Below are 13,253 nucleotides of genomic sequence, written 5' to 3'. Positions count from 1 at the left end.
GAGATCACCGGCGCGCCGTCGTCCGGTCCCGTCACGGGCTCATCCGGTGAGCGGCGGTCAGCCGCGGGCACACGCACATTCATTCATGCATGATCCAACGCAAGCGAGGAGGCCTACGCCTTCGACATGCGCCGCATGCTCTCCAAGTGGCTCGGCGATCTCGCCGACAGCCAGACGGACGAGGGCCAGCTGCCCGTGATCGTCCCCAGCGGCGGCTGGGGCTACGGCGAACTCGGACCGTCCCCCGAGTGGACGACCGTGTACCCCTTCGTCATCCGCGAGTTCTACCGGGTCTACGGCGACGAGCGGGCGGCGCGCGAGCACTGGACGACGCTGACCCGCTACCTGGACTGGGAGCTGTCCAGGCTGCGCGACGGCCTCGCCGTCACAGCACTGGGCGACTACCTCGCTCCCGGCTACGGCGGCAACCCACCGGAGGACACCCGGCTGACCGCGACCGCCTACCTCTACCGGGCGCTGCTGGACACCGCCGAGATGGGCCGGCTCCTCGGCGCCGACTATGTGGCGGCGCGCTACCGCCAGGCCGCCGAGAAGCTCAAGGACGCCCTCAACGACGCGTTCCTGAGCCCGGACGGCCACTACCGGACGGCCAAGGACCCCGGCTACCGGCAGACCTCCAACGCGATCCCGCTCGCCTTCGGCCTCGTACCGGACGACGCCCGCGCCTCGGTGTTCGCCAGTCTGGTCCGCGACATCGAGGCCCGCGGCCGCCACCTCGACACCGGTGCGCTGGGCACCAGCGTGCTGCTGCGCGTGCTGTGCGCGGAGGGGCGGCCGGACCTGGCCCACGCCATCGCCACCCAGCGCACCTTCCCGAGCTGGGGCTACTGGCACGACAACGGCGCCGACACGATGTGGGAGATGTGGCCGCTCGACTCCCGCTCCCGCGACCACTACTTCCAGGGCACCGCCGCGCAGTGGCTCTACGAGAACGTCGCGGGGCTGCGTCCTGGTGATGCCGGTTACGCCACGTTCTCTGTGCGGCCCGATGCCCGGACCGGCGTCGACTGGGCGCGTACGTCGATCCGTACGGTGCGGGGGACCGCCGGCGTCGCCTGGTCCCGGACGGCATCCGGCTTCGGGCTCGACGTCAGGGTGCCGGTGGGCGCGGTCGCGGAAGTGCACGTTCCCGCAGCCGGCCGTGACGAGGTGACGGCACCCGACGGTGCGCGGTATCTGCGCACGGAGCCCGAGTTCGTCGTCTACGAGGTGGTGCACGGGAGATGGCGCTTCACCAGTGCCACGTCGGCGTCGTCGGAGTCGTCGTCCGATTCGTCGTCGGATTCGTCGTCGGGCACGGGCAGCGGGCTGGCCGCGTCGACGAGGTGAGCAGCGGCGGGCGGCAGGGCGCACCGGCGACACCGGTGGGCCCTTGTCGCCGACGGCCGCTGGAATAGCCCTCGTTGACGTCGGCGGAGGGAGCGAACAGGTCGGTCAGGCACCCCGGCGATGCACTGCTCGGTGCCCAGGGCGAGCGTGCCGCTGCCGGGCGCAGTGCTGCGTCAGGACGTCGGCGAACTCCCGGGCTCTGGCGGGAGTCCAGCGCCCTGACGGGCCCGATACGGCGACCGAGGCGGCCGGACGGCCCGAGGGGGTCAGGACCGGAGCGGCGACGCCGGTGAGGCCGGGGTGGTCGGCGCCCTCGGACAACGCGAACCCTTGCGCTCGTACCGCGCCCAGCGATTCTTCGACGTCCGCCATGTCGGCGTGCTGCGGAACTCGCTCGAGGAGATCGATGATCTCTCGGGCGGGCAGATGAGCGAGGATGGCCTGCCCGCCGCAGCCTCGGTGCAGCGGCGTCGCGGCACCGAGGCGTGCCGCTCTGCGCAGCTCGTGGGCGCTTTCCACACCGAGGACCACGATGGCCTCGTCACCGGCGCAGCGGCAGGCCTGAGCTCCATGCCCTGCCCTGCCCGCTGCCGGCTCCGACCGCATACGAGCACAGGGCGTCGCCTAGCCGTCCTTCAGGTGCGTCGTGAGGCGCGACAGCAGAGGCAATGCCTGGGCCAGCGTCCGGCGTTCCTCCACACTGAGGGCTTCGTCGATCGCGGCGCCGAGGCGTTCCGCACGCCGGTCGCGCTCCTCCGACAAGCGGTTCTCTCCCGCGGGCGTGATGCGGAGCAAGACCTTGCGACCGTCACTGGGGTGAGCCTCGGGGTGCACGAAACCTTGGGTGAGGAGCTGCTTGACCGCTTTGGCGACCGACTGGTGGCTGACTCCTCGCTGCTGCGCGATGTCGGCAGTGGTCAGCGGGCCGCTGCGGTCCAGGTAGCCGAGGACGGCGGCCTCACCGGGAGGCATCGTGTCGATCGTGCGCACGGTCCGCACGAGCTGCCCGACGATCATGCGCAGTTCTTCAGCCAGCTGGGTGTCGTCCATGATCGCACCCTACCTCAGAATATCCACCCAAACTGTACACCTTGGGTGCGGTTAGGGCTGCCCGGATGTCGTCATCTCAGGCAGGTGTACAGGTTCAGGTGTACAGGTTAGGTGTACAGTTTGGGTGTACAGTCCAGTTGTGGAAATCGAGTCGGGAGGACCCGTCATGCAGCTCACCAAGCACGCCCACGCCTGCGTCATCGTGGAGAAGGACGGCACGCGTCTGGTCATCGACCCGGGTACGTTCACCCCTGACGCGGCAGAAGCCGTCGCTCAGACACAGGCCGTCCTGATCACTCACGAGCACTTCGACCACTTCGACGAGAAGCTCGTCGCCGCCGCCCTGACGGCGCAGCCCGAACTGCAGGTGTACGGCACCGCCGCCGTCTCGGCAGCCCTCGGCCGGCACCACGACCGCGTCCACACCGTCGCGGCCGGCGATGCCTTCACCGTCGGCTCCATCACCGCCACGGTCCACGGGCACCGGCACGCGCTGATCCACACCGACATCCCGTGCCCCGACAACGTCGGCTACCTGCTCGACGACGGAGCCCTCTACCACCCGGGCGACGCCTACTTCGCTCCGGACGCTCCTGTACGCACCCTGCTGCTCCCGACCAGCGGTCCCTGGACCAAGCTCGGCGAAGCCGCCGACTACGTCCGCACGGTCAAGCCGGAGCAGATCATCCAGATCCACGAACTCATGCTCAGCGATCTCGGCCAGCGGTCCACCGCCACCCTCCTCGGCGAGCAGGGCCTGACCGGCCTCCCCGTCAACCGCGTCGAGCCCGGCACCACCGTCGAGCTGTGACTCCCACATCCTGACGACCATGCGCTTCGCAACCATCCGGATCGGCGACACCCTCACCGCGGCCCGTATCGAGGGAGACCGCGCCGTACTGGTCGACGCCACCGACGCTGTCGGCGCCTACCTTCGCCGCGACCGCCTGGCGGACGTCGGCGAGCTGGACGCCCGCACCGCTCATTACGCCCGTGTCTCACCTGCCCCCGCACACATCCTGTGCGTGGGCCTCAACTACCGAAGTCACATCGAGGAACTGGGACGTCCCACCCCCAGCTACCCTACGTTCTTCGCCAAGTTCGCCTCCACGCTGACCGGTCCCCGGGACACGATCACGCTGCCGAGCGTCAGCGACCACATCGACGGCGAAGCGGAACTGGCCGTCGTCGTCGGCCGACACCTCCGCCGAGCCGATGTGAAAGAGGCCGCAGACGCCATCGCCGGCTACACCGTCGCCAACGACGTGTCGCTGCGTGACTGGCAGCACCGCACGACCGAAGCGCTACAGGGCAAGGTCTTCGACCGCTCCACCCCGCTCGGCCCCCTGCTGGTGACCCCCGACGAACTCGACGACGCCCGCGACCTCACCGTCACCTTCTCCGTCGACGGTGTCGCATGGCAGCGCGGCTCCACCAGCGACCTCCTCTTCACCCCGGCCGAACTCCTCGCCTACTGCAGCACCTTCCTCACCCTGGAGCCCGGCGACGTGATCCTGACCGGCACCCCGGGAAGGACCTCCTCCGCCGAATCGACGCTCACCCCGGGCCGGCAGCTGGTGACCACGATCGAAGGCATAGGCGCCGCGATCAACCCCACTCGCACGGATCCCCTGCCTGACACCCGCGCCACATGGCGGGGAGGGTCACCGGGCGTGGGGCGCGCGGGATGAAGTCGGGGGCGCATCAGCTCGTGCCGCTATGACGTGCGTGCGGGCGTGACGGTTCTGCTTCCGGCGGAGCCATGTGCACCATCGGTCCCAGCGTCGCTGTCCGGGCCCGAGGGAATGACGCTGCTGTCGAAGGGGCGAGGGGTGGCGGGAAGGTTGCCCACGAGAGGGGAGTGACGTCGTGGTCGAGTCTTGGGTGCCGGAGTTCTGCGCGCCCTTACCGCTGGAGTGCGACCCACGTCTGGAAGAAGCGTCCCGGAGGAGCCATCCCGATGACCTTCTCGGCAATAACCCAGGAGCAGTAACCCATGAGGTGCGGTCGGCCTTTCCCGGCGAAGCACACGTCGTGTCACTCGCCGCGGGTGATGAGGCGTCCGGCGGCGTCGAGTCGTGCGAGGCGGTCGTGCTCCCGGTCGGCCCACTGCCGTACGCGGTCCGGGTCGAGCGCGGTGCCGTGGCCGACGTGGAGGACGGTGGGGTCGAGGGCGAGCATCCGGCGGAGGCTGGCGAGGTTCTGCCGGGGGTCGTCGTGGAAGGGCGGGTTGGCGGGCTTGCCGGAGATGAGCCCCATGAAAGAGCCGGCGATCAGGTCGCCGGCGACGAGGTCGCCGTCGTCGGTGAGGACCGAGACCGATCCGGCGGTGTGGCCGGGGGTGGGCATGATGCGTGCCGCCACCCCGAAGTCCTCGAGGCTCGTCTCGCCGCGGACGAGCACGTCCGGTTCGACTGCCTCGGCACGGACGTGGAGGTATTTGTTGCGGGCCATGAGACGGCCCATGGTGCCGGTGGGCAGGTACGGTTCGCGGGCCCGGCCGGAGCGGTACGGCCCGAGGTCGGCGATGTGGCCGGCCACGGGTGCACCGGTGAGCCGCCGCAGTTCGGAGGCGGAGCCGAAGTGGTCGATGTGGCCGTGGGTGATGACGATCAGTGAGACGTCGGCGGGGTCGACGCCGTGGGCGGTGACCTGGGCGAGGATCTTCCTTCCGCTGCCGGGAGTTCCGGCGTCGACGATGACGGGCCGTCGGCCGAGCAGCAGGTACGCGTTGATGTTGTGCCGGCCCATGACCGGGATCGGGACGACCTTCGTGCGGGACATGGCTTTCCTCCGAGGTTGGCTGGTCGATGTCGTGCGTACGGGCATGGCGAAGCTCGGCCGGTGCGGCAGCGCGCGCCGGCCGGCAGACGGGGTGGGTCAGAAGCGGCGGCGGTACTCGGCCGGGGTGGTGCCCAGCCGCCGCCGGAAGACGCGGTGCAGCGTCTCCACGGAGCCGAGGCCGCTGGCGGCGGCGACGTCCGGCAGGCTTCGACTGCTGTCCTCGAGCAGGCGCCGGGCGGCCTCCAGCCTGGCCGCCTCCACGTAGGCGGCCGGTGTCGTGGAGGTGCGCTGCTGGAACAGCCGGGTGAGGTGGCGCACGCTGAGGTGCGTGCGGGCCGCTAGGGCTTCGAGGGAGAGGTTCTCGGTGAGGTGTTCGGCGATCCACATCCGCAGCTCGTCGATCCGGTCGTCCTCGGAGCTCTGCACGGACAGCGGCACGCTGAACTGACTCTGGCCGCCGGAGCGTTTGACGTACATCACCATCATCCGTGCGGTGGCGAGCGCGAGGTCCTGACCGTGATCCTCGGCGACCATGGCGAGCGCCATGTCCATTCCCGAGGTGACGCCGGCGCACGTCCAGACGTGCCCGTCCCGGATGAAAATCGGATCGGGATCCACCTGTACGAGGGGGTGTTCGGCGGCCAGCCTGCGCGCGGTGAGCCAGTGCGTTGTGGCCGGCCGTGCTTCGAGCAGCCCGGCGTCGGCCAGCAGGTGTGCTCCCGCGCAGATCGACCCGAACCGGCGGGCCCGCGGTGCGGCGCTGCGCAGCCAGCGGGTGACCTCGTGGTCGATCACCGGCTCGACGCGGTCGTCGACGATCTCGATCGCTCCTGGCACGAGGAGGGTGTCTATCGGGCCGGACACGCCGTCGAAGGTGAGGTCGGCCATGAGGCGGACGCCGCTGGAGGTGGTCACCGGGCCGCCGTCGGCCGTCGCGATCTGCACGAAGTACTCGGGCCGGTCGGCTCCGGCGACCCGGGAGGCGACGGAGAACACCTCGGCCGGGCCGGTGACGTCCAGCAGCTCGGTGCCGGGGAAGGCGACGATCACGACGCGGTGCGGTTGGGGCATGCCCTGATCATCCGTCCGGCCGGGCGTGGCCGCAATGACCAGGATCTGTCACATCAGGCCATCGAGAGAAGACTGACCGGACCCGCCAGTGCTGGAGGTTCCGTCGGTTTGGACTCGGTCCGGCGGTCCGGGCGACGCCTGATCGTCGGGCCGTGACGTCGCAAGACGGTCCTGCGCGCGGACCGTGTTGGTCGGTGCCCGCCGATGCTCAGGGTGCCAGGGCGGCGCGAAGAGTGGGGTGGCAGGTGATGAGGTCGTCGACGCCGACGAGCCGCAGCACTCGCAGGACCGAGTCCGTGGGTGCGGCCAGGCGGAGCCAGCCGCCGGCCTCGGTGACGGCCTGGTAGGCGGCGATGAGGATGTTGATGCCGCTGGAGTCCATGAAGGTGACCCGACGCATGTCGATCACGATGCGGGGCTGGGCGGTGCCGGTGACATCCAGGGCCGGGCGCAACTGGTCGCCGGTGTGGTGGTCGATCTCCCCGGCCAGGGTCAGCACTCGGATGCCGTCGGTGCCGGTGACCACGACCGACACCCCGCCGACCTGTCCGGCTTTTTCGGTGTTCGTCATTCGTCCCTCAGCCATTCGGTGATACTTGCACACCAAGACCTGAGGCTCGAAGTGCTCCCCTGCACGTACGGGCGATGCTGCTGCGCCGGTGGGGAGCCGACGCAGGCCAGTGAGGCGTGGTCCGCGCGGGTGCGGGTATGCGCCGGGGGTGTGTACGGGGTAGCGAAGGCGGGCCACGATGGAACCAGTCCCAGTGAGTGAGGACGGCACCACACCGGGCGAGCGGACCATACAGACCACGGTGGCCCTGGAGGGGGACGGCACGGACATCGCCCAGGCCCGCCACCTGGCAGCGCAGTTCCTCACCCGGGTACAGGCCGAACAGGGCCTGCCAGTCTCGCAGCGCGCCGTGGACCTGACCCAGCTGGTCGTCAGCGAGCTCGTCACCAACGCCCGCAAGTACGCGCCCGGCCCGGTGCTGATGGACCTGCGGATCGCCGGAGACATGGTCGAGGTGGTGGTGTGGGACTCCGAGCCGGTGCTGCCGGTGGCCCGGGCCGCGGATGCCGGGCGGGTGGGGCAGCACGGGCTGGAGATCGTGATGGCCGTCGCCCAGGGCTTCGAGGTCCAGCGGGAACCGGTCGGCAAACGCATCACCGCCCGCATCGCCCTGCTGGACGACCCCGGCGGCGCCGTCGCAGGACGGGGCCCGCTCTAGCGTCCCTGGATCCAAGATGCCCCGCAAGGCTTCGCTGCTTGAGGGGCGTAGGCGGCCTCGTACCAGGGCCTCGTGAGGTGTGGGCGCGGGTTAGGCCGGTGGTGGACGTTGTCGTGGCGGGCTTCCCGAGCGCCGCCGCGCTGCGGTTGCGCGGGACGACACCTTCGGCGAGCGGGCCGGAGGAGCTTCGACACACCAGACGGCAGAAGAGTGACCTGATCGCCCGCCACACGAACCGCACAGCAGAAGAGGCAATCCGGGACTCCGGTCACGACCGCTGGTTCAGCGCCACGCAGGCCCATCGCCGTCGCCCACCCGAACGAACCGCCACGCTACGCAAGTAGCCCGCCTGGTTCAGCCCTGGAGGGTGGCGAGCCAGTCGGTCAGCAGGCCGTTGACCTCGTCGGGGCGCTCCTGCTGGATCCAGTGGCCGCAGCCGTCCAGGAGGTGGGAGGCCGACAGGCCGGGGAGGGTGGTGGAGAAGGTGTCGATGGCGTCGGACATCCAGGTGGTGGAGGCGTCCAGGGTGCCGCCGATGAACAGGGACGGTTGCTTGATCGGGGCTCCGCGGTGCGGGGCGAGGTCTTCCCAGTCCCGGTCCATGTTGCGGTAGCGGTTGAGTGCGCCGGTGATCCCTGTGCGCTCGAACTCACCGGCGTAGACGTCGAGGTCGTCCTCGCTCAGCCAGGCCGGGAGGACCCCCTTGGGGAAGCGGTCGCGCAGCCGGCCGCCGCGCGCGACGAAGTGCGGGTCGGGCTCGCCCTGGGCGGGCATGGTGTCGGCGGACAGGGCCGCGTAGAAGCCGGCGAGCCAGCCCCGGACGTCGGGCTCGATCTCCGCCTCGGCGCGGCCGGGCTCCTGGAAGTAGGAGACGTAGAACTCCTGCTCGGGGCCGCCGATCCGGCCGAAGACGTCGGTGGGGCGGGGGCCTCCGGGCGGTGCGTAGGGGACGCTCAGCAGGCCGACGGCGCGGAAGACCTCGGGGTGCAGCAGGGCGGAGGCGGCGGCGATGTTGGAGCCCCAGTCGTGGCCGACGACCACCGCGTCCTCCTCGCCGAGGGCGCGCACGACGGCGACGTTGTCCTCCACCAGGTCGCGCATCCGGTAGGCGGCGGTCGCCTCCGGTTTGGAGGAGCGGCCGTAGCCGCGCACGTCGATCGCCACCGCCCGGTATCCGGCCGCGGCGAGGGCCGGGAGCTGGCGGCGCCAGGAGTACCAGGACTCGGGGAAGCCGTGCACGAGCAGGACCAGCGGACCGGTGCCCTGCTCGACCAGGTGCAGACGCCCGGCCGGGGCCTCGACGGTGCGGTGGCGGAGCTCGGCGGTCGGCTCGGACTGCATGGGCTCTCCTCGGATCGCGGGCGGACGCGGCTACCCATCGATCATGCGGCCCGGCACCCGCCCGACGCGATCACCCTTGCCATTCTGGCAAACTCGCAGGATAGAGCAGTGCAGCGGCGCAGAGAGACGGAGTGGGGAAGGTGGCAGTCGACGACCTGGACGGCACGATGGCCGCAATGGGTCCCCGGTTGCGGGCCGCGCGTGAGCACCACGGCGCGACGCTCACCGATGTCAGCCGCGCGACCGGCATCTCGGCCAGCACGCTGTCCCGCATCGAGACCGGCTGGCGCAAGCCCACCCTGGAGGTGCTGCTGCAGCTGTCGAAGGAGTACGGCGTCTCCCTGGACGAACTGGCCGGCACCGCACCCGCCCCGGCGGCGGAGCCGCGCGCCACGGCGCCGCTGAGCTTCGGCGACGACAAGGCGGTGCTGCCACTGACCCGGTACGTCGGCGGCCTGCACGCCCACAAGCACGTCCTGCCCGCCCTGGAGAACCCACCCGCACGGCCCCGTCAGGTCTCCCACGACGGCCACGAGTGGCTGTGCGTCCTGTACGGGCGGCTGTGGCTCGCGCTCGGCGACCAAGACCTCATCCTGACCCACGGGGACGTCGCCGAGTTCGACACCCGCACCCCACACGGCGTGGCGAACGCCGGCCCCGGCGGTCCGGTCGAATACCTGATCATGTTCGGACCGCAGGGCGAGCGCCTACGGCGGCGCACCCCTCCAGTTCTGGGTCGAGGTAGCGGCTAGCCGCACCGCCCTCCGGCTCGGTGAGGGCTGAAGCCCGCTCGCCTGTGGTTCTGCCTGACTACCGTCATGCGGAGACCTCGGGCGGTGCGTAGTGACGCAAGTAGTCGCGCAGCTGCGGTTCGAGCTGCGACAGGTCGCCGCCGTTGACCGCACGCCACAGACGGTTCTCAATCCAGAAGCGATAGGCGAACTCTTCGAACGACGGCGCACACCAGAGGATCGCGGCCGTCTGCTCGACGGCGTCATCGAAGTCGCTCTCTGTTGCCTTTCCCTCTCTGCGGGCCTCGTACTCGTATTCGTAGTCGAGGTGGGAGTGCACTACGAACGTCTCGCCGGAGGAGCGTAGGTAGAGGTACCAGATGACGCAGTCCTGCTGATCCCGCAGGAACCGCACGAGGAAGGAACCAGGCTCGATCGGGCTGGGCAGTGGTTGCGAGATGTCGGTCCAGCAGCCGGTCACCGAGACCTCGTCCAGCGAGCCGTACAGGTTCGCGCCGGTCTGGAAAGTGACGAAGTCTCGCGGCAGAGAAAGGCTCCTGGCCGCCAGGTCCCCTGCCAAGTCGTCGAGCTTCGCGGCCTGCTCAGGGTCGCGACCTCGGACGCCACCGAGCCACTGGAAAGCTCCGGTGAATTGGCTGGAGTCGAGCGGCGGCAGGCTCTCGTAGGGGTAGCGCTCATAGGTGTAACGGCAGGCGCGGTACTCGCCCAGGTCGGTGGCGCACCACGCGGCATCGAAGCCGACCGTAGGTCGCACGGAAACGGATTGTTGATCAGGCATCGGAACCTCAATTCATCACTGTCGGCGGAGTTGTCGCCACCAGCTTGGCAGCCGCCACTGACAACCCAACTCCCGCAGCGAACGGGTCGGAGCGGTTGCCCAGAGTTGGGTCGGGGCGACAGGAGTGCGGTCTGCCCGACTGCCAGGTCCGCCGCTGTCATGGCCGGCACCGCCACATGACCTCGTCCACCACTGCCCAGCCCTGCCTGACCGACCACATCCTGCACCGACCGGCTCCCGGCCCGTACGACGGAACCTTGCGTCATGCGGTCGTTAACAGATCTGCCTGCTACCGAGCGCACGAGGTGGCGGCGGGTCGTTACCAGGCCCGGTCCCATGTGGGTGGCGTGGTCAGGTCGGTGCCGAAGAAGCAAAGGTCGAGCGGCAGTTGGCCAGTGCCAGTGATGCCAGTGATGCCAGTGGCGGCGAACCCGGCCGCGATCGTGGGCAGGTCCTACCTGCCGTCTTGCGCCTTCTCGTATGCGTCCAGTTCCTCTGCGCTTCCGATGAAGGCCGGGCCACAGTGCGGCGGCAAGCGATCGATGACCCTCGCTACCGCGGCCTGCGCGCTGTCCGTCTCGGCAATCCGTGGGCTGCTCCGACTCGGACCTTCGACGTAGTACCTGCCGTCGCTCAACGTGCCGATGTAGGGGATGTCCCAGGTGTGGCGGATCTCCGTGCACCTGCTGAAGTGCAGCTCCCACATCCCGGTCCAGGGGTAGAGCTGACGCAGCAGCGGCTCGGCCTGCGCGACTCGCACCAACTCGGCGAACGAGGCCAGAAGCGGTGACCTCTCCTGCCGGGAAGGTTCACCGGAGGTGGAGACGATCTTGTGCCAGGCCGCTTCGACGGTGTCGGTCATACCGTGATTGTGCAGGTCCCACGGCCTCACCATCAAAGATTTCCTGTTGCCGGACCAAGGCTTGATGCACAGACATGAACTTATGGACCGGGACTGGCAGTTGATCGCCCGCTCGTGTCCCGGGTCGTGACCGGACGATCCAGGGTGGACGAACCGACGGGTCATCGACGGGATGATCTGCAAGATCCGCACCGGCATGCCGTGGCGTGCCCGACCGCTACGGACCATGGCAAACGCACGGCACCGTCAACGTCGCGCCGGTACGCCCGTGGCTCAGAGCGTGATCAGCTCGCTTCCAGAGCGTCGGCCCGCTCCTCCAGGTCCTTTGCGATGTCGTCCCAGTCCGGGCCGTGCATCCACAGGTTCAGGGCGGCCTCCCGCATCAGTGCCGGCTCGTCCGGCCGTTGCAGGAGAAGCAGTCGGTAGGCAAGGTTGCGTACCCAGACCGGTAGGTAGCCGTCGACCACTTGCGGACACAGTTCTCGCATCAGGGCGAGGATCGCGTCCGCATCAGCGAACGTCAGCTCCTCGACGAAGTAGAACTCCTGGTGATCCAGGGTGCACTCCGGTGTGGGACGGTGTTCGTCGCCGTAAAGACATCGGGCGTGCTCCGTCAGGGTGCTGTGCATGACCTTGAGCCTACGACGCCATGATCCGCCGGACAGAACTCAATCCGCTTCCACCAGTGTGCCGGGACCACCCGATCCCGCACGCCGGCAGCAGCCGACGGTTCGGGGAACGGGTGGTCACCAGCTATGGATGCTCAGCGGGCCTGAGCGGGCCAGGATGTCAGGCCGCGCCGTCCTGACGGATCGTGGTCGAGAACAGGATGAGGAGCGCTCCGAGCATCTGTGGTCCGGTCATTTGCTCATGCCTGACGAATGCGGCGAGCAGGGTGGCGGTGAGCGGTTCGAGGAGGACGGCGATGACCGCCGCCTTCGGGCCGGCGTGGCGCAGGCCGGTCAAATAGCTGCTGTAGGCGACAGCTGTCGGAACCAGGCCGAGGAACAACACGGCACCGATGGCTGCGGGATGGGCGGGGATGCTCATCCCGGCTGTCAGCGCGACAGGCAGCAGCAGGAGACCTCCTGCCAGAAAGCCCAGCCCGATCGTGGTGATGCCGTCCAGGCCCGGCAGTGTCTTACGGCGGTCCAGTGACAGCACGGCGAAGCCTGCTGCGGCCAGGAGGGCCAGGCCGGTGCCGGCCAGCCGGTGAGCGCCTGCGGTGGGTGAGCCGATCAGCAGCACCAGCCCCGCGACCGCGATGGCCAAGGAGACGACAGCGCGGCGAGTCGGCCGGCGCCGGTCGAGCAGTGCCGTCCCAGCAGTGATCAGGATGGGGACCGCGACCATCGTGGTCAGTGTGGCCAGGCCGACCGAGGTCGCGGCCACTGCTGCGAAGTAGGCCGCCTGGAAGCCGGCCAGCAGCAGACCGGTGGTGGCGATGCGGAACAGGCCCCGTGGGTCCCGCGGTGCTCCGGCGAGCCGCCCAGTCACCAGGGCGTATCCGGTGATGAGGACGCCTCCGGTCAACAGGCGGTATGCGGCCACGGCGGCCGGGCCCAAGCCTGTGCGGGAGGCGAGGATCGAACCGGCGAGACCGCCGGTTCCCCAGAGCACTCCCGCCAGAACCAGCAGTGCGATGCCGTTACGCGACATCGGTGCAGCGGAAAGAGACGAGCGTGTGAGCATGAAAAATGGGCTCCAGCTTCGACGCGAAGAAAAGAGAGACAGCGTCAAAGCAGGGCGTCAGCGGATCGACGGCCCGTCAGGCAACACCGAGGAGGGCCGCGGCCATTGATCCGGCCGAGGCCCAGCAGACGCCCCGCTCAGAAGCGGGGCGGCGGGCAGATGTTCCGATGCTGATGCACGGTGCTCACCCTACCGTCGGGTGCGCACTGGTTGCCGTACGGACGAAAACCGCAGCTGTTGCTGACGGAAGGGTTACGTTCTGCTACGGGCGGAAGCAGCGGTACGGCGCGCAGTTCGGCCACCCGTGGGTGCGGCTGCCTGTGCTTCTCGGCACCGTTGTGACA

15 protein-coding genes and 1 pseudogene are annotated in these 13,253 nt (G+C 69.4%); 6 read left to right on the top strand and 10 right to left on the bottom strand.

Annotated elements, in window-relative coordinates; genetic code table 11:
• Positions 1-111: 111 nt before the first annotated feature.
• Positions 112-945, top strand: a pseudogene (locus tag ABT232_RS11480) (alpha-L-rhamnosidase-related protein); the annotation flags it as partial.
• A gap of 18 nt (positions 946-963) precedes the next feature.
• Positions 964-1,350 (top strand): alpha-L-rhamnosidase C-terminal domain-containing protein, encoded by a 387-nt coding sequence (locus ABT232_RS11475; RefSeq protein WP_351839242.1) that lies wholly within the window; start codon positions 964-966, stop codon positions 1,348-1,350.
• A gap of 105 nt (positions 1,351-1,455) precedes the next feature.
• Here ABT232_RS11475 and ABT232_RS11470 read toward each other — a convergent pair whose 3' ends face one another.
• A complete protein-coding gene (locus ABT232_RS11470; protein ID WP_351839046.1) occupies positions 1,456-1,956 on the bottom strand; it encodes an IclR family transcriptional regulator domain-containing protein in 501 nt (166 codons plus the stop codon).
• 18 nt (positions 1,957-1,974) lie between these two features.
• Entirely contained in the window at positions 1,975-2,400 is a 426-nt protein-coding gene (locus ABT232_RS11465) for a MarR family winged helix-turn-helix transcriptional regulator (protein WP_351839044.1), read from the bottom strand.
• A 166-nt stretch (positions 2,401-2,566) separates the two neighbouring features.
• On the opposite strand from ABT232_RS11465, the gene ABT232_RS11460 reads away from it, so the two are divergent.
• Positions 2,567-3,211: an MBL fold metallo-hydrolase gene (locus ABT232_RS11460; RefSeq protein ID WP_351839042.1), complete on the top strand. Its 645-nt coding sequence runs from the start codon at positions 2,567-2,569 to the stop codon at positions 3,209-3,211.
• 19 nt (positions 3,212-3,230) lie between these two features.
• Positions 3,231-4,091: a fumarylacetoacetate hydrolase family protein gene (locus ABT232_RS11455; RefSeq protein ID WP_351839040.1), complete on the top strand. Its 861-nt coding sequence runs from the start codon at positions 3,231-3,233 to the stop codon at positions 4,089-4,091.
• A gap of 346 nt (positions 4,092-4,437) precedes the next feature.
• Here the strand turns inward: ABT232_RS11455 and ABT232_RS11450 are convergent, their stop codons facing one another.
• The 3 genes from ABT232_RS11450 to ABT232_RS11440 all read right to left on the bottom strand — a co-directional run bounded on the left by ABT232_RS11450 (position 4,438) and on the right by ABT232_RS11440 (position 6,826).
• Positions 4,438-5,184, bottom strand: coding sequence for an MBL fold metallo-hydrolase (locus ABT232_RS11450; protein WP_351839038.1), 747 nt, complete (start codon positions 5,182-5,184; stop codon positions 4,438-4,440).
• Between the two features lie 96 nt (positions 5,185-5,280).
• Positions 5,281-6,255 carry a GlxA family transcriptional regulator gene (locus ABT232_RS11445; RefSeq protein WP_351839036.1) on the bottom strand — a complete coding sequence of 325 codons (975 nt, stop codon included), beginning with the start codon at positions 6,253-6,255 and terminating at the stop codon, positions 5,281-5,283.
• 208 nt (positions 6,256-6,463) lie between these two features.
• On the bottom strand, positions 6,464-6,826 hold the full coding sequence (locus ABT232_RS11440; protein WP_351839034.1) for an STAS domain-containing protein: 363 nt from the start codon (positions 6,824-6,826) through the stop codon (positions 6,464-6,466).
• A gap of 178 nt (positions 6,827-7,004) precedes the next feature.
• On the opposite strand from ABT232_RS11440, the gene ABT232_RS11435 reads away from it, so the two are divergent.
• Positions 7,005-7,484: an ATP-binding protein gene (locus ABT232_RS11435; RefSeq protein WP_351839032.1), complete on the top strand. Its 480-nt coding sequence runs from the start codon at positions 7,005-7,007 to the stop codon at positions 7,482-7,484.
• Between the two features lie 354 nt (positions 7,485-7,838).
• Here ABT232_RS11435 and ABT232_RS11430 read toward each other — a convergent pair whose 3' ends face one another.
• Positions 7,839-8,825: an alpha/beta fold hydrolase gene (locus ABT232_RS11430; protein ID WP_351839030.1), complete on the bottom strand. Its 987-nt coding sequence runs from the start codon at positions 8,823-8,825 to the stop codon at positions 7,839-7,841.
• A 140-nt stretch (positions 8,826-8,965) separates the two neighbouring features.
• On the opposite strand from ABT232_RS11430, the gene ABT232_RS11425 reads away from it, so the two are divergent.
• Positions 8,966-9,577, top strand: coding sequence for a helix-turn-helix domain-containing protein (locus ABT232_RS11425; RefSeq protein ID WP_351839028.1), 612 nt, complete (start codon positions 8,966-8,968; stop codon positions 9,575-9,577).
• A gap of 64 nt (positions 9,578-9,641) precedes the next feature.
• Here the strand turns inward: ABT232_RS11425 and ABT232_RS11420 are convergent, their stop codons facing one another.
• The 4 genes from ABT232_RS11420 to ABT232_RS11405 form a co-directional block, all read right to left on the bottom strand.
• Positions 9,642-10,331, bottom strand: coding sequence for a hypothetical protein (locus ABT232_RS11420; protein WP_351839026.1), 690 nt, complete (start codon positions 10,329-10,331; stop codon positions 9,642-9,644).
• Between the two features lie 478 nt (positions 10,332-10,809).
• Complete coding sequence (locus ABT232_RS11415; protein WP_351839024.1) at positions 10,810-11,217, bottom strand: DUF6193 family natural product biosynthesis protein; 408 nt, start codon at positions 11,215-11,217, stop codon at positions 10,810-10,812.
• A 284-nt stretch (positions 11,218-11,501) separates the two neighbouring features.
• A complete protein-coding gene (locus ABT232_RS11410) occupies positions 11,502-11,846 on the bottom strand; it encodes a hypothetical protein (RefSeq protein ID WP_351839022.1) in 345 nt (114 codons plus the stop codon).
• 160 nt (positions 11,847-12,006) lie between these two features.
• Positions 12,007-12,876 carry a DMT family transporter gene (locus ABT232_RS11405; RefSeq protein ID WP_351839020.1) on the bottom strand — a complete coding sequence of 290 codons (870 nt, stop codon included), beginning with the start codon at positions 12,874-12,876 and terminating at the stop codon, positions 12,007-12,009.
• Between the last annotated feature and the right edge of the window lie 377 nt (positions 12,877-13,253).

This window comes from Streptomyces sp. NPDC001532 (assembly GCF_040298625.1).
GTDB lineage: Bacteria > Actinomycetota > Actinomycetes > Streptomycetales > Streptomycetaceae > Streptomyces.
The sequence above is the reverse complement of the archived record's forward strand: the minus strand, read 5'-3'. Positions and strand labels throughout refer to the sequence as shown.